This window comes from Bulleidia sp. HCP3S3_C9 (assembly GCF_052064035.1).
Taxonomy (GTDB): Bacteria; Bacillota_I; Bacilli_A; order Erysipelotrichales; family Erysipelotrichaceae; genus Bulleidia.
Genome location: NZ_JBQHWJ010000027.1, coordinates 1 through 26,670 on the forward strand (window position 1 = coordinate 1; position 26,670 = coordinate 26,670).

At 35.4% G+C, this 26,670-nt stretch carries 23 protein-coding genes; 3 read left to right on the forward strand and 20 right to left on the reverse strand.

The window, feature by feature from the left end:
- Window positions 1-155 precede the first annotated feature (155 nt).
- The 7 genes from ACTND6_RS06145 to ACTND6_RS06175 form a co-directional block, all read right to left on the reverse strand.
- Complete coding sequence (locus tag ACTND6_RS06145) at window positions 156-2,717, reverse strand: ATP-dependent Clp protease ATP-binding subunit (protein WP_441022902.1); 2,562 nt, start codon at window positions 2,715-2,717, stop codon at window positions 156-158.
- A 23-nt stretch (window positions 2,718-2,740) separates the two neighbouring features.
- Window positions 2,741-3,895, reverse strand: a complete 1,155-nt coding sequence (gene dnaJ, locus ACTND6_RS06150; protein WP_441022900.1) for a molecular chaperone DnaJ — start codon at window positions 3,893-3,895, stop codon at window positions 2,741-2,743.
- 61 nt (window positions 3,896-3,956) lie between these two features.
- Window positions 3,957-5,777, reverse strand: coding sequence for a molecular chaperone DnaK (dnaK, locus tag ACTND6_RS06155; RefSeq protein ID WP_441022898.1), 1,821 nt, complete (start codon window positions 5,775-5,777; stop codon window positions 3,957-3,959).
- A gap of 18 nt (window positions 5,778-5,795) precedes the next feature.
- Window positions 5,796-6,365 (reverse strand): nucleotide exchange factor GrpE, encoded by a 570-nt coding sequence (grpE, locus tag ACTND6_RS06160; RefSeq protein WP_441022896.1) that lies wholly within the window; start codon window positions 6,363-6,365, stop codon window positions 5,796-5,798.
- The gene (gene hrcA / locus ACTND6_RS06165; RefSeq protein ID WP_441022894.1) at window positions 6,358-7,386 is read right to left on the reverse strand and encodes a heat-inducible transcriptional repressor HrcA; all 1,029 of its coding nucleotides are present in this window, start codon (window positions 7,384-7,386) and stop codon (window positions 6,358-6,360) included. Before hrcA ends, grpE begins: the two co-directional genes overlap by 8 nt.
- Window positions 7,387-7,522: 136 nt before the next feature.
- Window positions 7,523-8,077: a 16S rRNA (guanine(966)-N(2))-methyltransferase RsmD gene (rsmD, locus tag ACTND6_RS06170; RefSeq protein ID WP_178176201.1), complete on the reverse strand. Its 555-nt coding sequence runs from the start codon at window positions 8,075-8,077 to the stop codon at window positions 7,523-7,525.
- Complete coding sequence (locus ACTND6_RS06175) at window positions 8,074-9,294, reverse strand: FtsW/RodA/SpoVE family cell cycle protein (RefSeq protein WP_441022892.1); 1,221 nt, start codon at window positions 9,292-9,294, stop codon at window positions 8,074-8,076. Before ACTND6_RS06175 ends, rsmD begins: the two co-directional genes overlap by 4 nt.
- A gap of 66 nt (window positions 9,295-9,360) precedes the next feature.
- Here ACTND6_RS06175 and def point away from each other — a divergent pair, with 66 nt between their 5' ends.
- Window positions 9,361-9,927, forward strand: coding sequence for a peptide deformylase (gene def, locus ACTND6_RS06180; RefSeq protein WP_441022890.1), 567 nt, complete (start codon window positions 9,361-9,363; stop codon window positions 9,925-9,927).
- Window positions 9,928-10,018: 91 nt separating this feature from the next.
- Window positions 10,019-11,833 carry a ribonuclease J1 gene (gene rnjA, locus ACTND6_RS06185; RefSeq protein ID WP_441022888.1) on the forward strand — a complete coding sequence of 605 codons (1,815 nt, stop codon included), beginning with the start codon at window positions 10,019-10,021 and terminating at the stop codon, window positions 11,831-11,833.
- A gap of 21 nt (window positions 11,834-11,854) precedes the next feature.
- Here the strand turns inward: rnjA and ACTND6_RS06190 are convergent, their stop codons facing one another.
- From ACTND6_RS06190 to ACTND6_RS06250, 13 genes are all read right to left on the reverse strand, one after another.
- Entirely contained in the window at window positions 11,855-12,472 is a 618-nt protein-coding gene (locus ACTND6_RS06190) for an MBL fold metallo-hydrolase (RefSeq protein ID WP_441022886.1), read from the reverse strand.
- Window positions 12,473-12,538: 66 nt separating this feature from the next.
- Window positions 12,539-13,966 carry a pyruvate kinase gene (gene pyk / locus ACTND6_RS06195; RefSeq protein ID WP_441022884.1) on the reverse strand — a complete coding sequence of 476 codons (1,428 nt, stop codon included), beginning with the start codon at window positions 13,964-13,966 and terminating at the stop codon, window positions 12,539-12,541.
- 11 nt (window positions 13,967-13,977) lie between these two features.
- Window positions 13,978-14,940, reverse strand: a complete 963-nt coding sequence (gene pfkA / locus ACTND6_RS06200) for a 6-phosphofructokinase (protein ID WP_441022882.1) — start codon at window positions 14,938-14,940, stop codon at window positions 13,978-13,980.
- A gap of 294 nt (window positions 14,941-15,234) precedes the next feature.
- Window positions 15,235-16,347 (reverse strand): hypothetical protein, encoded by a 1,113-nt coding sequence (locus ACTND6_RS06205; RefSeq protein ID WP_441022880.1) that lies wholly within the window; start codon window positions 16,345-16,347, stop codon window positions 15,235-15,237.
- 61 nt (window positions 16,348-16,408) lie between these two features.
- A complete protein-coding gene (locus ACTND6_RS06210) occupies window positions 16,409-17,317 on the reverse strand; it encodes an ATP-binding protein (RefSeq protein ID WP_320100481.1) in 909 nt (302 codons plus the stop codon).
- Complete coding sequence (locus ACTND6_RS06215; protein WP_441022878.1) at window positions 17,317-18,516, reverse strand: DnaD domain protein; 1,200 nt, start codon at window positions 18,514-18,516, stop codon at window positions 17,317-17,319. Before ACTND6_RS06215 ends, ACTND6_RS06210 begins: the two co-directional genes overlap by 1 nt.
- On the reverse strand, window positions 18,506-19,108 hold the full coding sequence (coaE, locus tag ACTND6_RS06220; protein WP_178176183.1) for a dephospho-CoA kinase: 603 nt from the start codon (window positions 19,106-19,108) through the stop codon (window positions 18,506-18,508). The genes ACTND6_RS06215 and coaE overlap by 11 nt, the downstream gene beginning before the upstream one ends.
- A gap of 12 nt (window positions 19,109-19,120) precedes the next feature.
- Window positions 19,121-21,742, reverse strand: a complete 2,622-nt coding sequence (polA, locus tag ACTND6_RS06225; RefSeq protein WP_441022875.1) for a DNA polymerase I — start codon at window positions 21,740-21,742, stop codon at window positions 19,121-19,123.
- A gap of 27 nt (window positions 21,743-21,769) precedes the next feature.
- Window positions 21,770-22,762 carry a metal ABC transporter solute-binding protein, Zn/Mn family gene (locus tag ACTND6_RS06230; RefSeq protein WP_441022873.1) on the reverse strand — a complete coding sequence of 331 codons (993 nt, stop codon included), beginning with the start codon at window positions 22,760-22,762 and terminating at the stop codon, window positions 21,770-21,772.
- On the reverse strand, window positions 22,759-23,856 hold the full coding sequence (locus ACTND6_RS06235) for an AI-2E family transporter (RefSeq protein WP_441022871.1): 1,098 nt from the start codon (window positions 23,854-23,856) through the stop codon (window positions 22,759-22,761). The genes ACTND6_RS06230 and ACTND6_RS06235 overlap by 4 nt, the downstream gene beginning before the upstream one ends.
- A 3-nt stretch (window positions 23,857-23,859) precedes the next feature.
- Window positions 23,860-24,576, reverse strand: coding sequence for a RadC family protein (gene radC, locus ACTND6_RS06240; RefSeq protein ID WP_178176175.1), 717 nt, complete (start codon window positions 24,574-24,576; stop codon window positions 23,860-23,862).
- Between the two features lie 53 nt (window positions 24,577-24,629).
- Window positions 24,630-25,175: a TetR/AcrR family transcriptional regulator gene (locus ACTND6_RS06245; RefSeq protein ID WP_441022869.1), complete on the reverse strand. Its 546-nt coding sequence runs from the start codon at window positions 25,173-25,175 to the stop codon at window positions 24,630-24,632.
- A gap of 61 nt (window positions 25,176-25,236) precedes the next feature.
- Window positions 25,237-25,530 (reverse strand): hypothetical protein, encoded by a 294-nt coding sequence (locus ACTND6_RS06250; RefSeq protein WP_441022867.1) that lies wholly within the window; start codon window positions 25,528-25,530, stop codon window positions 25,237-25,239.
- Between the two features lie 136 nt (window positions 25,531-25,666).
- On the opposite strand from ACTND6_RS06250, the gene ACTND6_RS06255 reads away from it, so the two are divergent.
- Window positions 25,667-26,524, forward strand: coding sequence for a hypothetical protein (locus tag ACTND6_RS06255; RefSeq protein ID WP_441022865.1), 858 nt, complete (start codon window positions 25,667-25,669; stop codon window positions 26,522-26,524).
- Window positions 26,525-26,670 lie beyond the last annotated feature (146 nt).

Sequence of the window (26,670 nt, forward strand, 5' to 3'; positions counted from 1 at the left end):
TCACCATATGTACTTCTCGTCGCTCAAGTTGTTTGAGGTGTTGAAATTCTTTCAATTCCTCATGTTATTTGAAAATCAATTTCTTGACACCTCATCCAATTTTGGAGCGCCTAAATAAAAAGCAGGATAGATTTTAGTCTATCCTGTTTTCATATCTATTGTACAGAGAATAAATATCGATCATCATTTGCATCTACAACAATTGTCTTGTTTGCAATGTTATCTGTAGAAAGAATGACTTTCGCAATTTCTGTTTCAATTGCACGCTGGATATGTCTTCTCATTGGTCTAGCACCAAATTGAGGATCCACACCAAGCTTGATAATTCTTTCTTTTGCTTTCTCTGTAACTTCTAGAGTAATATCTTTTTCTTTCAATCTATCAGCAAGCAAGCCTAAGAACTTATCCGCAATCTTCTTCTGTACTTCAACATCTAATGCATTGAATACAATGATTTCATCAATACGGTTGACAAATTCTGGTTTAAAGAATGCATGTACTGCATCTTCATAATGCTTTCTACGCGTTTCTTCATCTTTTTCAAAAGCATATTCACTTCCAAGGTTACTTGTCATGATAATGATCGTATTCTTGAAGTCTACCGTTACACCTTTAGAATCTGTAATTCTTCCATCATCCAATATCTGAAGCAGGATATTAAATACATCTGGATGTGCTTTTTCCACTTCATCAAGAAGAACAATGGAATATGGATGTCTTCTAACAGCTTCTGTTAACTGACCACCTTCTTCGTATCCAACGTATCCTGGAGGAGCACCAATTAATCTAGAAACACTGAATTTCTCCATGTATTCACTCATATCGATTCTGACAATATTGCTTTCATCATCGAATAACTGCTGTGCCAGCGCTTTAGCAACTTCAGTTTTGCCTACACCTGTAGGGCCCAGGAACATGAAGGAACCCAGTGGACGATTTTCATCTTGAATGTTTGCCTTAGAACGCATAATTGCATCTGTAACAAGTTCAAGGGCTTCATCTTGTCCCATAACACGTTTAGCAAGGAAATCTTTGAGATGCAGGATTTTATCTTTTTCACTGGACTTCAGTCTTGAAATATCAATATGCGTCCATCTAGAAACGATCTCATTGATTTCTTCTTCATCAACAACTCTTTTCAGCATAGAATCAGATGCAGATTCATCTGTATTCATAGAATCCTTAATTTTCTTTTCTAATGCAGGAATTGTTGAATATAATAGCTGACCAGCTTTATCATAGTCGTTTTTTTCTCGTGCAAGATCATATTGTTTTTTGGCTTCTTCTAGTTCATTCTGATAGGAAGCGATAGATTTATCACTTTCCTTTTCAGCGTTCCATTTAGAAATACCAGCTTCAAGCTTTTCATTGACATCTGCAAGTTCTTTTTCAATTTCAGCTTTTCTTGCTAATGACTTATCATCTTTTTCTTTCTTCAATGATTTCAATTCCATATTCAGAAGTTTCTGTTTACGATCGAGTTCATATAATTCTGTAGGCATAGAATCTAGTTCTACACGAATGGATGAGCAAGCTTCATCAACAAGATCAATTGCCTTATCAGGCAAGAAACGATCAGTAATATAACGATCAGAAAGTTTAGCTGCCGCAACAAGCGCTTCATCTTTTATCGTTACATGATGATAATTTTCAAAACGCTCTTTCAAGCCTCTTAAGATTGCAATCGTATCATCTACTGTTGGTTCATTGACAAGAACTTTCTGAAATCTTCTTTCCAGAGCTCTGTCTTTTTCAATGTATTGACGGTATTCATTGAATGTCGTTGCACCAATACATCTCAATTCTCCTCTAGCAAGCAATGGCTTCAACAAGTTCGCCGCATCCATGGATCCTTCTGTTTTTCCAGCACCAACAAGGTTATGAATTTCATCAATAAACAGAATAATATCTCCATTTGCCTTTTGAACCTGTTTTAAAACACCTTTGAGTCTTTCTTCAAATTCACCTCTGTATTTTGCACCAGCAATCAAAGCACCCATATCCAGTTCAATGAGTTTTTTATTCTTCAATCCTTCTGGTACTTCATCATGGTAGATACGCTGTGCCAATCCTTCACAGATTGCTGTTTTACCAACACCTGGTTCACCAATCAACACAGGGTTGTTTTTTGTTTTACGAGATAAAATTTCAATCACACGTCTGATTTCTTCATCTCTACCGATGACAGGATCAATTTTGTGATCTTTCACTTCTTGTACCAAATCTCTGCCATATTTACTTAAGGCATCAAGTTGGCTTTCATTTGTTTTTTCGTCCATCTTCATACCTCCTCTTCTATCATTTTCTGCTTTGATGATATCTTTTAATGTGAAATGCAGCGTATTCATAAGTTCGTTTACAACTGGTGCATTTGTTTCAAAGATACCAATCAATAGATCCGCAGCACTCATATATGTATCGCCAAGTTTTTTCATATAATCCATAGCGTACTGATATCCCTGCTGAAGATAACGATCAATACTCAAGTCATTTGCTCCATCTACACTTGCCATGTTAGATAGTGATCTTTTCACAATCGTCAGAAATTTAGATTTTGGAACATTGATTCTTTCAAATATTCCATCCAGGTTGTCATCTTCACACATTGCACATAGAACATGTTCTACTGTAATCTGTGAATGATGATTTTCCTGTGCTTTTGTAACTGCATTATTAATAATTAGTTGGAGAATTTCAGTCATGATTTCAGGATTCATGATACCACCTCCTTTACAGTTTCTTATTTAAACTGGTTTTTAAATTTTGTCCAAAGTGTTTCAGACTTGGAGGATTCTTGTAACTCCTGTAACTGTTTATAGAGTTCTTTTTCTTTTCTAGAAAGGTCATCGTTTACTTTTATGCGAACAGTAACGATTTCATCACCCTTCTTGCCACCTCTAAGATCAACAACACCTTTGCCTTTAAGTCTTAACTTTGTACCATCCTGTGTACCTGCAGGGATCTTCATAGAAACATCCCCATCAATTGTAGGTACATCTACTGAAGTACCAATCGTAGCATCTACTGCACTGACTGGGATATCAAGATAAATATCTTTGCCATCTCTTACAAAATACTTATGTGGCTGTACATTGATTTCGATATAGAGATCACCATTTGGTCCACCATTGCTTCCTCTACTGCCCTTGCCAGCAACTCTTAACTGCTGACCACTGGAAATACCTGCAGGAATCTTGATTTCAACTGGTGAAGTCTTACGAGTGTAACCTTGTCCATGACATACATGACAAGCCTTTCTTACATGTTTCCCTGTTCCATGACAATCTGGGCATGGACTTTGTGTACGCATCATGCCAAACAAAGACTGTTGAACAGATTCAACATAGCCTGTACCATGACATCTTGGACAGTTTTCAATATCGCTCGGACTTTCAGCACCTGTTCCATGACAATGTTCACACTGCTCATCAAATGTCAGATTCAAAGTTTCTGTTTTACCAAAACATGCATCCATAAAGGAAATAGATATTCTTCTAAATACATCTTCACCCTTTTGTGGACCTTGCTTTGCTCTTGATCTAGATGAAGATGAGAAACCACCCATACCAGATCCAAAGATATCTCCAAAAATATCTCCAAAGTCGCTGAAGTTACCAGAAGAGAATCCAGAGAATCCGCCTCCAAATCCATTGCCACCAGCTGCTTGTGGATCTACACCTGCAAAACCAAACTGATCATAGGCCTGTCTTTTTTTAGGATCAGACAATACTTCATTTGCTTCATTGACTTCTTTAAATTTTTCAGCGGCATCAGGTTCTTTATTCAAATCCGGATGATACTTCTTAGCGAGCTTTCGATAGGCTCGTTTGATTTCATCATCGGTTGCATTTTTGGATACGCCTAATACCTCATAGTAATCTCGCTTATCTGCCATACAAAACCTCACTTATTCTTTGAAATAAGAATGCGGAAATTACATTCCGCATTCATTATGATTAATTCTTTTCTTTGAAATCAGCATCTACAACATCATCATTAGAGGATGAAGTATTGCCAGCTGATGCGGAAGGATCAGCCTGTGCACCTTGCTGCTGGTACATCTGTTGTGCCATAGCATTTGCTGCCTGTTCAAGAGCTTCCATCTTTGACTTCAATGTTTCCATATCATTCTTGTCAATTGCTTCCTGTAATTCATCTCTGAGCTTCTTAACTTCAGCCTTCTGATCTTCACTTACATTTGCATTGTCGCTCTTTAATGTTTCATCGATCTGGTTGATGAAAGCTTCAGCCTTGTTCTTTGTTTCGATTTCTTCCTTACGCTTATCATCTTCAGCCTTATGTTCTTCAGCTTCTCTAACCATTCTATCGATTTCATCATCACTTAATCCAGAAGAGTTCTGAATTGTAATGTGCTGTTCCTTATTTGTACCCTTATCCAATGCAGATACTTTAACGATACCGTTAACGTCGATATCAAACTTAACTTCGATCTGTGGAACACCACGTCTAGCTGGTGCGATACCATCTAACTGGAAGTTACCAAGTGTCTTGTTGTCTGCAGCCATTGGTCTTTCACCCTGTAATACGTGGATATCTACTGCTGGCTGGTTATCTGCTGCTGTTGAGAATACTTGAGACTTGCTTGTTGGGATTGTAGTATTTCTTGGAATCAATACTGTCATAACACCGCCAAGTGTTTCAATACCTAAGCTTAATGGAGTAACGTCAAGTAATAATACGTCCTTGACATCACCACTGATGACACCACCCTGAATTGCAGCACCTAAAGCTACACATTCATCTGGGTTAACAGACTTGTTAGGTTCTTTACCAAGTTCTTTTTTTACAGCTTCCTGCACAGCAGGAATACGTGTAGAACCACCTACAAGTAATACCTGATCAAGATCACTGGAATTCAATCCAGCATCTCTTAATGCATTCTTTACAGGAACCATTGTTCTATCAACAAGATCCTTTGTCATAGCATCAAACTGTGCTCTTGTTAATGTTGCTTCTAAGTGTAATGGACCTTCAGGACCTGCAGAAATGAATGGTAAGGAAATCTGTGTCTGAACTGTTCCAGATAGATCCTTCTTAGCCTTTTCACTTGCTTCCTTCAATCTCTGTAAAGCCATCTTGTCAGCCTTAAGATCGATGTTATGTTCTTTCTTGAAGTTATCAGCTAACCAGTCAATGATCTTTTCATCAAAGTCATCACCACCAAGATGTGTATCACCTGCTGTAGATAATACTTCAAATGTACCATCTGCGATATCAAGAATAGATACATCGAATGTACCACCACCAAGATCGTATACAAGAATCTTGTGTTCAGTATTCTGATCCTTATCAAGTCCAAATGCTAATGCAGATGCTGTTGGTTCATTGATAATTCTTTCAACTTCTAATCCAGCAATCTTACCTGCATCCTTTGTTGCCTGACGCTGTGCGTCGTTGAAGTATGCAGGAACTGTAATTACAGCCTTGTCTACCTTTTCACCAAGATATGCTTCAGCATAATCCTTCAAGTAAGAAAGGATCATAGCGGATACTTCCTGTGGTGTATACTGCTTTCCTTCAAGTTCAACTTTCTTGTCTGTACCCATTAAACGCTTTACAGAATAAACTGTGTTCTTGTTTGTGATCAGCTGTCTTTTTGCAGCATCACCAACAATTCTTTCACCATTTTTAAAAGCTACAACAGAAGGAGTTGTTCTATTACCTTCAGGGTTAGCAATTACCTTTGCTTCCTTGCCTTCCATAACTGCTACGCAGCTGTTTGTAGTACCTAAGTCAATACCAATAATCTTACTCATATTCTTATTACCTCCCGGTTATTCGCTAACCTTTACCATAGCCGCTCTTAAGATGCGGTCTTTCAATTTATATCCTTTTTGCAGTACTTCTGTTACCATTCCTGGTTCTACACCTTCTTTAGCTTCTGTCATTAAAGCCTGATGCCAGTTACCATCGAATGGCTGTCCAAGTGCTTCGATTTCTGTAACGCCTTCTTTTTCAAGGCAAGTCTTCAGCTGGTTGTAGATCATTTCTACACCTTTACGATACGCTTCATCCTGTGTTGCCTGTGCCAATGCTCTTTCGCAGTTATCCAATACAGGTAATACTTCTTTTGCGAATGACTGAATATGATACTTCTGTTTCTGTTCATATTCGTTCATCAGTCTCTTTCTTGTATTTTCTGTATCTGCATAAGCCATAGCATACGCATTTTTGAGTTTTGCGATTTCTTCATCTTTCTTTTTGATTGCTTCATTTAATGAAGCAATCACATCTTCGCTTGTTTCTTTTGTTTCTTCTGTTTTTTCTGTTTCAACGTTTTCTTCTGTTTCTTCAGCGACGACAGCCTCGTCCTTTTCTTCAACTTTCTTTTCGTCTTTATTCACTATCATCACCTCCAGTTTTATACATTTTTTCTATCATTCTTGCCGCATATTCAACCATGCTGACAACTTTGTCATAATTCATTCTGCTAGGCCCAATAACCATGAATTCACCAGTTTCGTCACCATTGACTTTAAACTTGCTTCTAACGACTGCCAAATCGTTATACCATGTCAATTCTGCACCGCTTCTTGTAGATACAGCCACCGCATTTTCATTGGTATTCATCTTTTTCCATACCGATGCATCATTGAACATTGTCATCATTTTTTTCAGCTTGTTAATATCTTCAAACTCCGGCTGATATAACATACGATCTTTTCCAGAGAAGTAGACATTATCAGAAGCAAACTTGACAAATGCTTTTACAAAAGCTGTAAATAACATTTCATGACGCTGTACGACACTGCCGAGATCTGGCTTGATGGATTCCATCTTTTCTGCTAAATCTGTGATTGGCGTACCTTTGAGTTTTTGATTCAGAATATCCGTGCATGTTTCAATATCCTTGAATGGAATATCTTCATCAAAGTGAAAATTCTTTGTTTCTGTATGGCCTGAATCTGTAATAAAGACGCATACCGCATTTCTTTCATCAATTGGGAACAATTTAATATGTTCCAGTCTTTGTGAAGAAGCATCCGGACCAATTGCACCGCTTGTCATATTTGTCATATCACTTAAGATCTGACAGCTTTGTTGAATTGCATCTTCAACATTCAGGTTACTTGTTTCAAATGCATTTCTAATTGCGACTTCCATTTTCTTATCCAGTGAAGATTCGCTCAGTAGATTTTCGCAATAGAATTTATAACCCATTGTTGAAGGAACTCTTCCTGAAGATGTATGTGTTTTTTCAAGATATCCCATTTCTTCAAGTGCCTGCAGATCATTACGGATCGTAGCACTGGAGTATGGCAGATGATATCTTGTCTGTAATGTTTTCGAGCCAACTGGTTCAGCGTTTTGAATGAAGTCATCCACAACAGCCTTGAATATTTCAATTCTTCTTGGCGTCAGCATTCCATACACCTCCTTTTTTAGCACTCTTTCTTCGTGCCTGCTAGTATAGTATACCTTTAAATTAGCAGAGTCAAGATTTGAGTGCTAAATTCTTTCAATTCTTTTTTCAAACAAAAAAATCCAGATATTTCCGGACTTAATTGTGCTTGTAATATGTAATTTTCATGATTCCATAGACAGATTCCTTATGGTAGTGAAAATGTTGAAATGTATCTACGTGATAGTTTTCTTCCTGCAAGGATTCTATCACAACAACACCATTCTCATCTAACAAATTATTGTCATCAATATACTGCATGACTTCTAAATTTTTCTGTTTTGCATATGGTGGATCCAAATAGATCAAACGGAATTTCTTTCCTTCTTCTTTCATTCTAGAAAGCATCTTCATGTCTGCAATCGGATACACTTTCGTTCTATCTTCTACCTTTAAAGAAGCAATGTTATTTCTAATGACAGAACAGGCAATACGATCATTATCAGAAAAGTATGCATTGTCCATACCTCTAGAAAGTGCTTCTAAGCCAACAGCACCACTCCCTGCATAGAGATCCAATACATTTCCACCATCAAAGTATCCACCCAGCGACGAAAAGACAGCTTCCTTTACTTTATCTAAAGTTGGTCTAGTTGCGTTCCCTTTTTTTGTTTCCAGTCTTCTAGAAGCAAATTCTCCTGCAATAATTCTCATTCGATCTCCTTTCTGTTGTATTGTGAAATGACGGCCTGTGCAATTCCTACACAGAACATAATTGATAACGTAGATGATCCACCAGATGAAATCAGCAGCAAAGGAACACCTGTCAAAGGAATCATACCCGTAACACCACCAATATTAAAGAAGCAATGGACAACAAAATACATCGCTGTACCAACAAGTATGATCTTTGCTTTTTCATTTTTTATTTTATTGGCATAGTTCAACAGTCTGAAAATAATGACACTATACAAACCAATTAACGCAAGAAAGCCAATAAAACCACATTCTTCTACAAGAATTGAAAGAATAAAGTCAGTATTTGCGGCTGGGAAATCTGTATATTTTCTAACAGAATTACCAAATCCAACCCCAAATAAACCACCATCAACAAATGAAACAAGTCCTTTTACAATCTGATAGCTGGATCCATAAATATCTTCAAATGGATTGACAGCTGAAAGAAATCGATTGATTTGATATGTCGAAAGCATTGGCAAATGTTCAATAAACTTTACACCCTGAGGAGAAAGAATAAATACAGCTACAGCAACCGTAACACAGAAGCATATTTTTAATCCGCCCTGAAATTTTTTTAATTGCGGATGATTGGGAAGCAATAAGCAGACACACACAATCAAAAAGTTAACTGCCATACTTCCAAAGTCATGCTGCAGAAATACAATCGTTAATAAATAGATTCCAATAAACAATAATGGTCTTAATAACAATTTTTTTGCATTTGGATATGTTTTTTTTACATCACCTAGATATGCCGCAATAATTAATATAGATACAATTTTAGCAAATTCACTTGGCTGAATTGATATCTCTAATCCTGGAAAAGGAATACGGATCCAGGCATGTGCACCGCCTGAAGCTTTAAAGAAAATACAAGAAACAAGTAATGCTTCCATAAATATAATGCACCAGGAAAACGATGATTTTTTTAATTTATCAAGTCGAAACCAGTTTGAAAATTTACACATTCCAAAATAGCCAAAAATAACAAATATAATCTGTTTCACAACTGTTTTCACTAAATATGTCGTATCTTTGACTGCTAAACCCATAGAGGCAGAGCCAATCATTAATGTTCCATAGATGATCAGTGCTACCATTGCCAAGTGAATTGGCAAGTCACTTCCACCACTCATTAAAAAAGAAAATAATCCTTCTTTTAATTTCCACTTTTTTTTATTTGTTGTCATGCAAAATATTGTATCATCATTTTGACTTTTTTATCGCATATGATTAGAATACTAGAGAGGTTTTTTATGTTAATAAATAATGATACTATTGTGAAAGATACAGATCCGATCATTCGTGAAAAGAGTGAAATCGTTACATTACCACTATCAAAGGAAGATGAAACACTCCTGAGAGAAATGCTGCAATATGTCAAAGACAGCACAGATGAAGAAAAAGCAGAAAAGATGAATCTTAGACCTGCGGTTGGAATCAGTGCGATTCAGGTTGGCATCAAAAAACAGATGACAGCTGTCGTTGTTGATGACCTGGATAAAAATGGTGAACCTGAACACTTTGAATATATGCTTGTTAATCCTAGAATTGTTTCTTCTTCTGTACAGAAAGCATACCTGCATTCTGGTGAAGGATGTTTGTCTGTTGTAAATCAACATGATGGCTATGTTGTTAGAAGTGCAAGAATTACAGTCAAGGCATTTGATCTATGTACAAATAAGGATATTACAATTCGTGCCAGAGGATATCTTGCAATTGTTCTGCAACATGAAATTGATCATTTTTCAGGCATTTTATTCTATGATCACATCAACAAGAAAGATCCTTTCAAAGAAGTTGAAGGTGCTCTTGTAATCTAATTGAATTCACTATCGAATACGTTACAAAAAATGTTATAATGGTTACGCCGTTAGAACATTTTTAAGTTTTTTTATAATATTGGAGATAATAATGAGTGAAGTAAAGACAAAAAGAAAAACTGCACGTCATAATGTTCGTTATGATGAAATAGCGGAACAAAAAGAAGTGGTTATTGATCACAAAACAGATACTCTTGTCTATGCTATGGGTGGACTTGGTGAAGTTGGCAAAAATATGTACTGCGTTGAACATGATGACGAAATCATCATCATTGACTGTGGTGTTATTTTCCCAGACAGTGACTTATTAGGCGTAGACTATGTCATTCCAGATTTTACATATCTTCAGCAGAACCAGTCAAAGATCAAAGCATTGGTCATTACACACGGTCATGAAGATCATATTGGTGGATTGCCTTTCTTCTTAAAACAGGTTCGCATCAAGGAAATCTGGGCTGGTCCATTCGCTAAAGCGTTGATTGAAAAAAAACTAGATGAACATCACCTCTTAAGAAGTGTAAAGATTCGTGAAATCAATTCTGAAGAAAGTAGAATCAGAACAAAATATTTTTCTATTGGTTTTGTAGATACTGTCCATTCCATCCCTGATTCTTATGGAATTTTCATCAATACACCAAATGGCAGAATTTTTGAAACTGGTGACTTCAAATTTGATTTGACACCTATTGGAAAGAACTCTGACTATCAGAAAATGGCTTATATCGGACAGATTGGTGTCACTTTATTAATGAGTGACTCTACAAACTCTTCTGTTCCTGGATGGTCTATTTCTGAAGGTAAAGTTGCACAGGCAATCAACGAACAGATGGCAAAGACACCAGGCAGAATGATTGTTTCTACATTCGCATCTAATACATACCGTTTGGCACAGATTCTTGAAGCTGCAGTTGCATGTAATCGTAAAGTTGCGGTATTCGGAAGAAGTATGGAAAATGTACTGGATATCGGAAGAAGGCTTGGATATATCAATATCCCTGATTCCTCTTTTATTACAGGCAATGAATTAAATACACTTCCAGCAAATCGAATCTGTATTATGTGCACGGGTTCTCAAGGTGAGCCAATGGCAGCATTAAGTAGAATTGCAAATGGAACACATCGTTTCATTAAGATTTTACCTGGTGATACTGTATTGTTCTCATCTAACCCTATTCCTGGCAATGCGGTATCTGTTGGCGGTGTCATCAACCAGCTGACAAGAGTTGGAGCGAACGTTATTACAAACTCCCCTCTGACATCCTTCCATACAACAGGTCACGCACCACAGGAAGAACAGAAATTAATGTTAAATCTGATCAAGCCTAAATACTTTATGCCTAATCATGGTGAATATAAAATGCTTGTTCAGCACTCTCAGACTGCTATGACAACGGGCATTCCAAAAGAGAACTGCTTTGTATGTGCGAATGGTGACGTGCTTGTATTGAGAAATGAAGAAGTATTTGAAGCAAAGGAACGTATTCAGACAGATGCCATCTATGTTGATGGAAATGATGCCTCAGGCTTAAGTACATCTGTTATTAAAGATCGTCGTATCTTAGCTGAAAATGGTCTTGTCGCTGTTATCGTAACAATTGATTCTAGATACAATAAGATCCTATGCAGACCAAATATTGTTTCTCGTGGATTTGTATACATCAAAGAATCACAGACATTGTTAAAAGAAGCAGAATTGATTGTTTATGATGCATTAAAGAAAAAGATGCAGCAAAGAACAACATTTGGTGAATTAAAGAATTGCATTCGTTCTTCTTTAGAACCATATCTCTACAAGAAAACAAATCGTAATCCAATTGTCATTCCTATCATCTTAAATCAAAAAGCAGCCATGGAAGAAATACAGGCAAAGATGAAGGCAAGACAAGCTTCTACAAGACGTAAATAAAAACCGGAATTTCCGGTTTTTTTATTGCTTTGGTAGCAGTGTAATGATGGAATGACTGTCTAATAGATGTTGATTAATATCCAATGTACTGGATGCAATTTGCTTTATCGATGGTATTGTATTCTGCATGATGTCATGAATATCTTCTAAAACATCATACCCTTGATTTCCGTTTCTATAATGCATGAGGATCGTTAAACCAGCATTCACTGTTTCAATGATTTCTTTTGCTTCTATAGAATTGATCGTATAATGTCCACCACAAGGAATCAGTAAGATATCAACTTTTAATTCTTCATATTCTTCTTTTGTTGGAAGCCTTCCAATATCTCCTAAATGTGCAAGGCGTATCCCATGAATATTTAAAACTGTAATGCGATTCATTCCGCGTTTTTTTCCATCATGATGATCATGTGGAACAATAATCAATTCTTTTGGAAATGGTTCTTTGTTTTCTGAATGAACAAGATGTGCTGCATTATGATCAGCATGTTCATGGGAACAATATACTGCATCTACACGTATATCTTTTGGTAATGTGAATCCCGGTACACTGCCATCTTCATACGGATCAAATAAGATACGTGAATTATTTTCTTCAACAAGAAAACAAGAATGTCCATAATACGTAATTTTCATAATAGGTATCTCCTTTTCATAAGTATAAAAAAAGATGATAGCTTTGACTACCATCTTTCAATAGAATTACTTAACTTCAACAATCTTCATCATATTTGCAGATCCTTCACCTGTTGGATAACCTGCAGAAATGATAATTAACTGACCCTTCTTAACGCCATAGTCCTTAGCAAATAGTGATGCAAGATCATCATCATTTGTCATTGTATTCTGAACATCAGAGAATAGAGGAATTACACCCCAGTAAGATTCAAGCTTACGCTGTGTATCCTTTGTGAATGTAACTGCTAAGATTGGTACATTAGGTCTGAACTTAGAAATACGACGAGCTGTTGTACCACCCTGTGTGAATGCAACGATTGCACCAATGTTATCTAATGTTAAAGTAGCATCAGAAATTGCAATACTTACTGCATCCTGTACAGTCTTGTTGCTTGTTGTCTTCAACCAGTCAAGTCTATCTCTGTATGGAAGAATCTTTTCAGCTTCTTCTGCAATCTGGCTCATTGTTTCACAAGCTTCAACTGGATAATCACCAGCTGCACTTTCAGCAGATAACATAACACCATCTGTACCATCTAATACAGCGTTGCATACGTCTGAAGCTTCAGCTCTAGTACATCTTGGGTTGTGTGTCATAGAGTCAAGCATATGTGTAGCTGTAATAACTGGCTTGCCAACGATATTTGCCTGACGAATGATATGCTTCTGATATACAGGAACTAACATTGTAGGAATTTCTACACCTAAGTCACCACGAGCTACCATGACACCATCAGCAACATCAAGGATTTCGCTAACATTGTCATAACCTTCCTGGTTTTCAATCTTGGCAATAATGTTGATATGTGGTTTACCTTCTTCAATACAGATCTTTCTGATTGCATTTATATCAGCTGGACGACGTGTAAATGAAGCAAAGATAAAGTCTACATTATTCTGACATCCAAAACGGATATCAGCTTCATCCTTTTCAGAAAGGAATGGCATAGAAAGCTTAACACCAGGAACGTTACATCCCTTATGAGAAGAAATAGGACCAGCTACTTCAACTCTGCACTTTAATTCATTACCATCATTTTCAAGAACTGTAAGTCTCATCTTACCGTCATTGATCAAAATTTCATTTCCACTAGCTAAATCGTCAAATAATTCAGGAACCTGAATATGGAATCTTTCGTGTGTTCCTTCACATTCAGCCTTTTCAATATAAACGATTTCACCAATCTGATATTCTTCTGTATCATTTACAAAGTTACCAAGACGAATTTCTGGTCCCTTTGTATCTAGTGCAACACCTAAGTTGATGCCTGTTGCTTCTGATACTTGACGTACCATCTTGATTCTAGCAAGGTGTTCTTCGTGTGATCCATGAGAGAAATTGAGACGTGCAATATTCATACCTGCCTGAGCAAGCTTTGCTAATGTCTCAACATTTTCGGACGCTGGTCCAATCGTACAAACAACTTTTGTTTTCTTAAATAAATGTTTCATAATTCCCCTTTTTATACTAAACGATCGAATAAACGATATAACTGCTTTCTACTCTTCTTAGGTCTGTCTAAAGCTTCCTGAATTGGCATTGATGTGATTTCATTATCAATGATACCAACACAATGTCCACCAATTCCTTCCATCAATAGATCAACTGCCTTTTCACCCATTCTACTCGCTAGAATACGGTCAGTTGGCGTTGGTGAACCACCACGCTGGATATGACCTAAAACAGTTGCTCTTCCTGAGAAATTTGTGGATAAAGAAACCTTCTTTGCTAAAGCATCTGTATCTGTAATCTTTTCAGAAATGATTACAATCGCATGATTCTTTTTAGCAGCATCAGAAAGATATCTAAGGTTTTCAAGCACTTCTAATTCATCATATCCTGTTTCAGGTGTGATAACCATTTCAGCACCACAGCTGATTGCAGTATAGAGCGCTAAGTCTCCACAATGGTTGCCCATGACTTCAACAATAGAACATCTATGATGACTAGAAGACGTATCTCTCAATTTATCGACGTTTTCAATACACGTATTCAACGCGGTATCGAATCCGATTGTGAAGTCAGTGCCCGGAATATCGTTATCAATCGTACCAGGTAAACCAATACAGTTGATACCTTTCTTTGTTAATGCAAGTGCGCCTCTATAAGAACCGTCACCCCCTACAACGACAAGAGCTTCAATGCCTTCTCGCTGTAAATTCTTAATACACTGATTCTGAATTTCTTCGTTCCTGAATTCAGGTAAACGAGCTGTGCCAAGCTTTGTTCCACCACGATCTAGAATATCCGAAACGTCTGTTCTAGTTAATGATTCAAAATTACTTTCTAATAAGCCGCGGTAGCCGTTATATACACCGACAACTTCGATTCCGTTATTTAAACCAATACGTGTTACAGAACGGATTGCTGCATTCATACCTGGTGCATCTCCACCTGATGTAAGAACTCCAATTTTCCTTACCATAATCGTACCCTTTCCTCTTTGAATACCGTTTATATATTAGCATTGCAAAAATTAAAAAAAAAGCTAAATTTTTCACAATTTTCTTGAAATTATTTGTTAAACGCTTACAATTATTACTTTTCTGAAATCGTTTCCAAATTCTTGTGAAAAAATAAAAAAAAGTACATAAAATGACATTTCTGTCACAATATGTACTTCCTATCATTCAAGTTATTTGAAGTGTTGAAATTTATTCAATTCCTCATGTTATTTGAAAATGATTTTTTGCATCTCATCCATTTAGAAGTGTTATTTTCAATGGATAATATATTGACATTTTCCACTGTCAATATCACAAGTAAAAATTCTCATTCCTTGATTTCCATAACAGCTTCCTATGAGCTGATGATTCCATATTCTAGCAATTGTTGAAAATTCTGAATGCTGTAATCCAATCGGCACCGCACCTAATGCATTTTCACCTAACGTGTTACATGGTCTGATTTCTTTTACTAAGTTTTTATTCCAGTCATAAATTCGATAGGTCGTATGTTCTTCGTTATATGATGTTGTATATACATAATCATCATCAAAATAGTCAATCGTGCAGTCATTGATAGTAAAAGTAATATTTCCATTATTTATGTCTTTGATTTCAGAAACTATGTGATTTCCATTATCTTCCAAGATGTAATAAGAAACTTGATCTTTATACATTGCAACATATGATGCTTCACCTGAGCATACAGTTTTTTGATCATATGTTTCCATATCAATTTTCACCAGTTCGTTTGCTAATTTGACGTAAATAGAATTTTCATAAACACACATATTGTAAATGCTTGTATCAAAAGAAATTTGTTTCATTTCTTTTCCATCCAATGAATAAAAATGAAGAATACTTTTACCATCTAATATTTCTTTAACCACAATCGTTGATTTTTGTAAAAAGAATCCACCAGGTGCATAATTCAATGCAAGAATTTTATACCGTTGTCTGCAATCTTTTGTCAGATAATTCAAATGGTATTCTATATTTCCTTCAACGTTATCATACATACTTGCATATATCAAACCATCATTAAATATTTGTAAATTTATAAAAGGAAGACTTAAATCACTATATCTTTCAGGAGAACGATTGAGTTGTGCTACATTTTCAACCTGTTTGTCATCTACATAATGTAGTGATCCTACTTTCATTGCAGAATTCCCTGATTCGTAAGCATATAATCCACAAATTTCATCTAGATAATACAGAGCTGAATCTGTTTGCGCTAAACCAAGATAATTAACATAGAATGATTGTGCAAGTTGATTTGTTTCTTCACTTTTTAAATGGAATGAAGATGAACAACCTGTAATGATAAAAGTAAAGATAACTACTGCAAGTATTTTATTATTTATGTTTTGAATCTTGCCAAACATAATATATCTCCTTCATTTCAAATGAGATACTATATCTATTATTACAGAAAAAAAAGAGAAATCACAAATAATTCCTCCTGTTTTCACATACTAATTCAATTGGTTTTGCCATGGAACGAATACGTTCCATAATACGCATTGCTTTCAGTTTTTCCTGCTTTCCTTTATTTGTTACAACGAAGTGATTTCTCAATGATTCAAGATCTTCATTGCTTGTGAACCATGTTGGAAGTCTTTTTTCATAACGTTCATTGAGAATTGGAAAAAGAATAGAATCACGATTCCATTCTGTCACGCTTTCTCCGCCAATTTCATCAATGACAAGAAATGGAACAAACTTCAAAATATCAAGCTCTTGCTTATATTCTCCTGCCTGAACTCTAGAAGCCATGCGCTGTACAAAAGACGGATAATGAATGAATGCTGCTTTCTTCTTATCTCTTGCATATGCATTGCATGCACACGCGCAAAGATATGTTTTTCCAACACCCATAGAACCATATAGATATACACCAACATGATCATTGAAACACGCAAGTGCCTGGGAATATGCAGAAACATATTCATTCTTTTCTTTTGTCAGATCAATCTTAGAAAATGAAACAGAACATAGATGATCTGGCATATCATTGATTAAGAAATAGTCAAGATGTTTCCTTTCTTCCAGTCTTTGTCTCATATATTTACATGCATGCTTATCTGTATGTAAATATCCGTCATCAACCAGATGATCAAAATAGCCTGGCTCTTTCTGTTTGCATTGGCTTAACCCTTTGCATCCAATACATCTAGAAAAAGAAGCATACCATCTTTCAATATAGTATGGGTGTGTATCAATACGTTCCAATGGAATATGATGATTCTCTAATGTCTGCATCAATACTGTATTATTCTTGATTTCATCAGACAATGCTTTCGCTTTTTGCAGTTCATCTTCTTTTCGCATGTCTTTAAATATTGTATGTTCCATTATTTTCCTCGCATTTTCTTCTGCAATTCAAGAGCTTTTGCTAATGTATCCTGATCGACTGGCGTAGACTGAATCGTTCCTTGTTCCTGTCGTTTCATATATTCAGGCATTTCTATCTGCGTGTCTAGTCGATAGGAAGTATTTCGATGAATCACTTTCTTTGTCTGCTGAATTGCCTGCTCTTTTGTTGTAATACCATCTCTTGCCCATTCTCCAGAAACCATATCAACAAATCGATTGTTGAGTCGATTATCAGAAATCTTCAGAATATATTCAATCATAATATTGATGACTGGTGATGGAAAATGCATATCTAAGGAAAGACGTTCCAGAATCTTTTTATCATTCATACTCACAGCAGCACCATTCTGCTTGCTGATCAAAAATGAGATTGGTGGCAGATCATATGGATCCTTTGACTTCACAACATCTGGTTTTGACATTTCACATAAGAACTTTAACCGTTCTGTATTCAATTCATTCTTTTCAATAGAAACACTCTTGGATACTTTTACACGCATTGTATCAGCATCTAAGCCATACAATGTTGCAAGTCTTCCAATATAGGCAAGATTTTCCTGCGTTCTTAAATCTGATGGGAATACAGTAGAAGAAGTTGTCGCAAAGAAATGTTCATAGTCGAAATTGATCTGAATATCATCACCATTGAATTGATATCTTGGCTTCACATTTGTATAGACAACTGTGTTGTTATAATCTTCTTCCTTCACATTCTTCATGGATACTGTAATTTCTTTGAATTCATTTGGATGAAGATTGCACCCTTCATATTTTGCATTGGATTCATCAAATGTCTTCTTACCTGCTGTTTGAATATAGCGATTTGCATAAATGTTCGTTGACAAAAAATCACGTGGAGAAAGAGGAGAATGCATCTGATACACATAGACATTCTTTGTATCAGTCTGTTTGACATATGTTCTTAGCAGCATATATTCTTCCAGCTTTCTACGTGCATGTAAGAATGTATCAATTTGAATCATATTCATGATATTAAACAAACGTGCATGTTTAAATGCTGTATGTGTATTTTTACTTTCCGATGCAAGCGTTAAATATACAAGTACTGCATCCCCGCCAATTAATGGCTGATACAGCGTCATTAAAGATTCCAGATCCGAAGAAGATAAATCTCTTGTTAAATAGACACGATATGTATCTTTTGTCTTAAGCTCCACGACGAATCTCCTTTCGCGTTTGGGCTACAAATTGATTGACCTTACTTCCAAGCTCCTTCAAATCTCCATTGTTTTCAATCACGAAATCAGCTTTTTCTACCTGCAGAGATGGATCAATCTGTGATGCATAGCGATCTAAAGCTTCCTGACGTGTATATTCACGATCTTCTTCCATTCTCTTGATTGCTGTATCTTTATCACATGTTACCACAAGAACTTTATCAAATTCCTCTTCCAGATTTGCTTCAAACAATAGCGGAATTTCTGCAAATACAATTGCATCTTTCTGATGATTTGCGAAGAAATTTCTCATTCCTTCAATCACATACGGGTGAACAATTGCATTCACTGCTTTTCTTTTTTCTTCATCATTAAAAATGATGGAAGCCATTTTTTTACGATCAATATCTCCACTTTCATCTAATACATCTTCAGAAAGAACTTCTAAGAGTGGCTGAAAACATGGATTGGATGCATGTGTTGCCATCTTTGCATAATTATCTGCATTAAATACAGAAAATCCCATTCTGCGAAACAATATAGAAACACTTGTTTTTCCAGATGCAATCGTTCCTGTAATTCCAATTTTCATATTCTTCACTCCTTATTTTGCTTCATACCAGTCTTTGCCGACAGCACATTCACTTGTGAGTGGAACTTTCAATTCCATTGCGTGATTCATGCCTTCTTCAACAATCTTTTTCATGAGTTCTTCTTCCCCATTTACAACATTAAAAATCAATTCATCGTGTACCTGAAGAATCATTTTACTCTGAACATTTTTATCCTTCATCATTTGATCAATACGAATCATCGCAATTTTAATCAAATCTGCACTGGATCCCTGAATTGGTGCGTTCATCGCTGCACGTTTGCCAAATTCACGCATCATATGCTGGTTGCTGTGAATTTCCGGAATTTCTCTTCTTCTTCCACAGATTGTCGTAACATATCCATTCTTTTCACATTCTTTGACAATTTCATTCATATAAGAACGAATACCAGGGAATTTTTCATAATAACGATCAATGAAATCTTTTGCTTCAAAACGAGAAATATTCATCTGTTTTGCCAAACCAAATTCACTGATGCCATAGACAACACCAAAGTTCACTGTCTTTGCTTTACGACGCATGTCTGATGTCACTTCGTCCTGATCTACATCAAAAATATCCATTGCGGTCTTTGTATGGGCATCCACACCATTCTGGAATGCTTCAATCAGATTTTCTTCATTAGCCATATGTGCAAGCATACGAAGTTCAATCTGGTGATAGTCACAGCTCATCAATAGACAATTTTCTTCTGGTTTAAATGCCTTACGAATCTGTTTTCCTTCTTCATCACGCACAGAAATATTCTGCAGGTTTGGCTCAGAAGAAGATAGTCGTCCTGTCTGTGTTGCACATTGATTATAGATTGTATGAATTTTTCCGTCTTTCTGAATATACTTCTTTAAGCCTTCCGCATATGTAGAATAGATTTTTGATAATTTACGATACGTTAAAATATGATCAATAATTGGATGAATACCAGAAAGGCTTTCCAGTTTTTCAGCACTTGTTGTTCTTTTCTTTCCACTTGGCAAACCAAGATTATCATATAATACTTCACTCAACTGTTTTGGTGAATTGATATTGAACTCTCTATGTGCTTCTTCATAGATTGCTTTTGTTTCAGTTTGAATACGTTCAAATGTATCTGTTGCGATTGCATCTAATACTGAAATATCACAACGGATGCCTTCCTTTTCCATTTCATACAATATTTTTGTAAGAGGAAGTTCAATCTCACGATATAGCTTTTCCATATCCATAGAAACAAGCTTTAAGTATGTTTCTTCATATAATTTCTGAATATTCATGCTTGAAGCACATGCATATTCTTTCTGCATATTTTCATCAATAAATAAAACAGGTTTATTTGCTTTTCCATAAACATCTTCATACTTGATTTCTGTCGTTAGACCATACGCATCAAAAATCTTCTCTGTAGAAGTCAATGTAGAATCACAAAGAGACGCTAAAATCATAACATCATCATGAAATGCTACCGATAAGCCAATACGATTTAACAGATGCATATTTCTTTTGACATCATAGCCGATCTTATATGGTGTATCATCCTTTAAATACGCAAGCAAAGCTTCATCTTTCAAAACATTTTCTAAAGAAATATAATACGCATTCTCATCTTTACACAAAGCAAAGCCATGGATATCCGCTACCATAAAGTTTGATGTATCTGCATCTACAAAGATATAAGATTCATTCTTCAAAAATTCTTCTGGTATCTTTTCAACACGTGCAAAAGAAATTTCTTTCTTCACAGTTTTTGTTTCAGGAACATAAGAATCATTGATTTTATCTTCATATCTGGATGCCAGCTTATTCATATCCAGTGAATGTAAAAAGCGAACAAGATCTCCATAGTCTGGAGTAAAAATTAAATCTTCAAATGTAAATGGAAGTTCTACGTCACGTTTAATTGTTGCGAGTTTCTTAGATAACAAAGCATCATCATGTCCTTGGATAATTTTTTTACCAAGTGCTCCTTTGATTTCATTTTCATGTTCTAAAACACCTTCTACACTTCCATACTGATTCAATAATTTCAGTGCTGTTTTTTCACCAACACCTGGAATCCCAGGATAATTATCAGAGCTGTCTCCCATCAAACCTTTCATATCAATGATTTGAATCGGTTCAATTCCCATATCTTCTTTGATCTTTTCTTTTGTTATGACATCCATATCAGTGATGCCCTTTTTCATCAATAAGATCGAAGTATCTTCATCTGCAAGCTGCAGTAAATCATGATCACTTGTTAAAATTGTTGTAATGGTATCTTCTTTGAATGCATCACTGGCTGTCCCAATCAAATCATCCGCTTCAATATTTTCCATTTCAATCCATTTGATATGATATGCATCACAATACTCTCTTACCATCTGAAATTGAGGAACAAGATCATCTGGCGTAGGTTTTCTTCCACCTTTATAGTCTGCATATAAATCATGACGGAATGTATGTTTACCTGCATCAAATGCAACCATAATTGCATCTGGTTCAATCATGTCAATTGCTTTCTGCATCATATTTGCAAAAGCAAATACCGCATTTGTTGGAACACCTGCAGAAGTTGTCATTCTGCTTCCAGCATATGCAGTTGCATAATATGCACGAAACAACATAGAGTTGCCATCTGTAATGAGTAATTTTTTCATATATTTCTCCTTAAAAGCAGTGAACGACTACTCCTGTTCACTTTTTTCAATAATACTTTTTAGATTCTGTAAGTTCTGATAAGAAATAGAGATATAATCTTTTCCTGCATTATATTCTTCATCCGATAATGAAGATAGATTACTGAGATCAATTTTAGATAATTGACAATCATCTTTAACTCTTTTATAAAGTTCAATCATATCTTCACTCATATTTGGTTCATAAGAGATGTATTTCATACCATCTTCTTTGATTTTCTTCTCAATTGCCTGCAGCTGTTCTTTATTCGGCAAAGAACCATAACGGCTTAACACAACGGGATCAATCACAAAACCATAATTCTTCTGCCAGGAAGTAAAGCAGGACGACATGCTGACAAAGCGAATGACATCTCCATTTTTTTCAAGGCTTGTTGAAAGTGCCTGGTATTGTGCATCAATATTCACAAGATCTTCTTCTAAGTCTTTATAGTTTTCTTCTACTGTTTTTGCGTTGGCGATATCATTGGAAACAAGGAAGTCTTTGATCTGTGTTGCCATAGATAACATTGTAATTGGATCCATCCATAGACAAAGATCTTTTTCATATTTATCTACAGAATCAAATACTTTACCATCATAAAATGGTGTCTGTTCATAGACAATGCCATCTTCTGTTTCTTTCTTTGCATATCTTTTAAAATCATATACTGCATTCTTAGAACTTAAGTCAATTTTCTGAATTCCACTATCCTTGATTGTTTGAGAATTTGTAGCATAGTATGGTTCTAGATCTCCAATATGAAATAGAACCTTTCCACTTTCCAGCAAATCTGTAAAATCATCACTGACAGTTGAAAGCTGAACAATCGAATTATCTTTCTGTACAGATTGATATTGTTGTGTATTTGCACATAATCGATCAAGAATATACCCAATTGGATATACTGTATATAAGATCTTCACACGTTTATTTGTACAGCCTGTAAGTACACACGCTGTCAATGAAAGAACAATCAATGATTTTAACAAACGTTTCATTCTACATCCTCCACTGGATCAAAACTGCGAATTTTAAGATAGATGACTCGCAAAGCTAGATATCCAGGTATCGCAATCACTAAGCCAACAATGCCAAATAAACCCGAAAAAGCAAAAATAGAGAACAGCGCCCATAGAGGTGTAACGGAAGTATTATGAGAATGCACTAATGGCGCAATAACATATTCATCTACCTGTGATAATACAACAATTAAAATAATCAATAAAAATACTCTTCCATCTGGAATTGCAATCGCTGTTAAAATACCAATACAGTTGACAATTGTTGGACCAATATATGGAATCAATAATGAAATACTTGTCAGCAAAGCCATCATCAGCCAGTCATCATGACCAATCAATACATATACAAGCATATATTCAACGAATTTAATCAGCATCAATATAATCAATGAATGAATATAATCTGATACTTCATCATTAATGGATAACATACATTCATAAAACACTTTTGAAATTCTTCTAGAAAGTTTAAAGAAATTAAAACGGATTTTGTCCCATTCAATGCACATAAAAATAGAAATAATGATGGAAAAAATTCCACTTGTAATCGTCCCAATTGCATTATTGAGAAACTTAGGAATGGAATTCGAAATCTCTGGCACAAGTGCAGATAATGACTTCAATGAACTTGTTGCATCTTTCACGATTTCAAACAAAAATGTATTTTCTGAAGCATGCCTGGACATTTCTGCATATTTATCCATCAGATAATTGACACTGTTAATAATGGAATTGATAAATGCAGATGTTCTAGTCAAAAACATAGGAACAATGGAACAAGCAAGCCATGTCAGAAACACAAAAATCGCCATATAGGAAATCGCAATCATCACCCCACGTTTGATATGATGCTTTTCTCCAAATGCAATTGGTTTTTTCAAAATATATGCAATGACAAAGCCAATCAGAAATGGTGAAAGAATGCTCCATGCTTTTGTGATGATCCATCCCCAGAATTTACCTGTCTGCAAACAAAGCCATATTGCTAATAAAACCAGTACAAGCTTAATGAGTGCCTGTGTAGATATTTCGTGATTTAATGTATTCGTAATTTTTTCCAATATTTTCATGTCTCATATTTTATCATTTTTTGTCCAGTTTTTCTCATTGATGGATAGGATTCTTTCATAGATTACAGAATAACATTGCTGGCCAGTTACAATTAAGTGATCCAGAATATTGATATCTACAAGTTTTGCTGCTTCTATGATTTGCTTTGTAATGGTTCTATCTTCCAGTGAAGGCATGTAGTTTTGAGATGGATGATTGTGTACAAGAATCAAAGAAACTGCACCTTTCAACAAAGCTTCCTTCATGATTTCTCTAGGATAAACATGTGCAGAATTCACAGTTCCCCTGAATAAAACTTCACTTGAAATAATACGATTGCTAGAATCTAAATAGACAACCATAAAATTCTCTATTCTTTCAAAACCAATAGATACCTGTAAATATTGTAAGAATGATTCTGGTGAATGAATCACGTTCTCATTTTCAATCTTTTCAAAACAGATACGTTTCAATAATGTAAACGTTGCCTGCAATTCGATTGCTTTGATTGTAGAAATACCTTTGATTTGTTTTAATTCATTGATTGATAAAGATGACAGTCTTCCAATCCCGCCACTCATTTTTAAAAGCTCTTCTGCTACTTCTAAAGCTGAATGATTCTTTGTACCATTTCTTAAAATCAATGCCAGCAGCTCACAATTGCTTAAAGAATGAATTCCAAAGTGAATTGCTTTTTCTCTTGGCTTTTCAAACTGTGGTAAATATGCAATCTTGCTCATAAAAAAACACCTCCTATATACCTTATTCACAGGAAAGGTCTTTGTTCCATAAATTATCTGTATTTTTTTGGAATGAATTTAGAAATGATCGTTGCACGATCTTCATGAGAGATCCTTTTACGAGATGCCAAAACAATATCTCTACAGTTATCTGTCAAAAAAGATGCAATAGTAAAAGCCACAACATCTTTGCTAGATGGATCCCCTGTATGAAGCATGGCTAAAATTTCTTGCTTTAATGCAATTTTAAGCCGCAGAAAAAAAGATTCAGAACTGCCGTTGCCGCTTAAAGAGCGTATCATTTTCTTGTTCTTATCAAATGTTAAAAAGATGTTATATACAGATTGTTCTGTATCTTTGAATAATCGATGAATTGAATCAACATTTAATTGAATCATCATCTGCATAAAATCTGTTTCAAACTGATCTTTTAAAGCATTGATATCTTTATAGTGCGCATAAAAAGTTGCACGAGATACATTTGCCTTTTTAATGACATCACTGACAGTGATTTTATCAATCATCTTTTCAGAAGTCATATCAATATATCCCTGCAGGATTGCCTTCTTATTTTTAATTACATCTCTTCTTTCCGCCATTTTTGCAAAACTCCAAACACATTGTATGACTTTATACAGTGTTTGAAAAGCTTTATTTTACCTAGTGAAATACGCTTAAAAACCTGTTCATCGAACTAATTGCATCTTTCAATTCTGAAAGTGTTGTATTCAATGCTTCATAATCAAACTGATTAAATCCATCGATTGTTGGCTGTAATTCACCAATCAGTGTCTGCATATGAGAAAGCATTGCGGAAAGCTTAGGCAAGATAACAATCCCTCCCACAACGATACCAGCAATTAAAATCAATAAAATTCCAATGATGATCTGTTGTGCTTTCAATGTTTTCTTCTGTATTTCTATACTTTGCTTCAATAATTCTTCTGTATTCATAACTTTCCCTTTCCAATCCATTCCATCATAAGTCATTTTTCAAAGAAGTTCGTGAATTTTTTCTGAAACTGTTAATGAAACAGTTGATATTATGATTCCAGGAGGCATACTGTATATGCGTTATGGGAGGTATCACATGTCAAAAAATAAAGATCAAAACCTGGAAGATACACAACAATTACGAAAAGATGAAATTGAAGACGCACTAGAAGAAGATACATCAGAAAGTATTATTGACCGTTTCTCTGATTCTGTCAGTAAGCCAATGATTATTGGAATCGTCATTTTAATCATCTTTTTATTCATTTTATTTATCGTACTAGGAATGAAATCCTGCACTTCATCAAACAAGACAAAACAAGATAACAATACAGTTCAGGTAGACCAAAATGATTCATCAAGTACGGATGAATCAGCAGATAAAAAATTAGATTATTTCTACGTTCAACAGGCAGCCACTGCAATCAATTCCACTTTAACAGATAAATATGGTACAAGTGGATTTACAAAGCCTACAACTGAACAATACAAAATTTCTGGTCAGCAATCTTCCCCTACAATTGAATTTACACTAACAGTGACAGAAAATGGAGTAGCAAAAAATGTTCCATGTAAATTCAATCTTTCCTACAACGAAGAAGATCAGACATATAAAGTTGTAGATTATACCATTGATGATTCGAAAGCAGAAGTCAGTAACTTTAAGCCAAATACTTCTGAAGAAGAGGCAAAAAAGCAGGCAATTGCTTCTACTGGTACAAAAGTTTCCAGTTATGACATCAGCGTATCAAATAGCGTGACTGTTACAATCACTTCTAAAGGAAGTGGTACAGTCAGAGCTGTTGCGGTTGCAAGTGATGGAAACGAAACAGAAATTGCTAGTGTTACTGATGGAACAGAAACAAAAACAGTTGATCTTGAAGCTGGTGATTATGAATTAGCGTTATACGCTGATGAAGGTACAGGATATAGCTGGAGTTATACAATTCAATAGTTTTAATAGAACAATCGAGAGATTGTTCTATTTTTGCTGAACTGAAAAGTTAAATTCCACTTTCAAAAGAAAAAAATTAAAGTTGAAATTAGTTGTGCAGAAACAGTGCTGACAGGTAAATTCAGTGCTGTTTTTATTGTGGAATT

Bases quoted from the DNA above. Each gene is read 5' to 3' on its own strand.
- ACTND6_RS06175 (WP_441022892.1), bottom strand. From the start codon at position 9,294: ATGACAACAAATAAAAAAAAGTGGAAATTAAAAGAAGGATTATTTTCT.
- hrcA (WP_441022894.1), bottom strand. From the start codon at position 7,386: ATGCTGACGCCAAGAAGAATTGAAATATTCAAGGCTGTTGTGGATGAC.
- pfkA (WP_441022882.1), bottom strand. From the start codon at position 14,940: ATGGTAAGGAAAATTGGAGTTCTTACATCAGGTGGAGATGCACCAGGT.
- ACTND6_RS06145 (WP_441022902.1), bottom strand. From the start codon at position 2,717: ATGAATCCTGAAATCATGACTGAAATTCTCCAACTAATTATTAATAAT.
- ACTND6_RS06245 (WP_441022869.1), bottom strand. From the start codon at position 25,175: ATGGCGGAAAGAAGAGATGTAATTAAAAATAAGAAGGCAATCCTGCAG.
- ACTND6_RS06255 (WP_441022865.1), top strand. From the start codon at position 25,667: ATGTCAAAAAATAAAGATCAAAACCTGGAAGATACACAACAATTACGA.
- ACTND6_RS06235 (WP_441022871.1), bottom strand. From the start codon at position 23,856: ATGAAAATATTGGAAAAAATTACGAATACATTAAATCACGAAATATCT.
- ACTND6_RS06205 (WP_441022880.1), bottom strand. From the start codon at position 16,347: ATGTTTGGCAAGATTCAAAACATAAATAATAAAATACTTGCAGTAGTT.
- def (WP_441022890.1), top strand. From the start codon at position 9,361: ATGTTAATAAATAATGATACTATTGTGAAAGATACAGATCCGATCATT.
- rnjA (WP_441022888.1), top strand. From the start codon at position 10,019: ATGAGTGAAGTAAAGACAAAAAGAAAAACTGCACGTCATAATGTTCGT.
- ACTND6_RS06250 (WP_441022867.1), bottom strand. From the start codon at position 25,530: ATGAATACAGAAGAATTATTGAAGCAAAGTATAGAAATACAGAAGAAA.
- polA (WP_441022875.1), bottom strand. From the start codon at position 21,742: ATGAAAAAATTACTCATTACAGATGGCAACTCTATGTTGTTTCGTGCA.
- rsmD (WP_178176201.1), bottom strand. From the start codon at position 8,077: ATGAGAATTATTGCAGGAGAATTTGCTTCTAGAAGACTGGAAACAAAA.
- dnaJ (WP_441022900.1), bottom strand. From the start codon at position 3,895: ATGGCAGATAAGCGAGATTACTATGAGGTATTAGGCGTATCCAAAAAT.
- pyk (WP_441022884.1), bottom strand. From the start codon at position 13,966: ATGAAACATTTATTTAAGAAAACAAAAGTTGTTTGTACGATTGGACCA.
- ACTND6_RS06190 (WP_441022886.1), bottom strand. From the start codon at position 12,472: ATGAAAATTACGTATTATGGACATTCTTGTTTTCTTGTTGAAGAAAAT.
- coaE (WP_178176183.1), bottom strand. From the start codon at position 19,108: ATGAAAATTGGAATTACAGGAACGATTGCATCTGGAAAAACAAGTGTT.
- ACTND6_RS06230 (WP_441022873.1), bottom strand. From the start codon at position 22,762: ATGAAACGTTTGTTAAAATCATTGATTGTTCTTTCATTGACAGCGTGT.
- dnaK (WP_441022898.1), bottom strand. From the start codon at position 5,777: ATGAGTAAGATTATTGGTATTGACTTAGGTACTACAAACAGCTGCGTA.
- radC (WP_178176175.1), bottom strand. From the start codon at position 24,576: ATGAGCAAGATTGCATATTTACCACAGTTTGAAAAGCCAAGAGAAAAA.
- ACTND6_RS06210 (WP_320100481.1), bottom strand. From the start codon at position 17,317: ATGGAACATACAATATTTAAAGACATGCGAAAAGAAGATGAACTGCAA.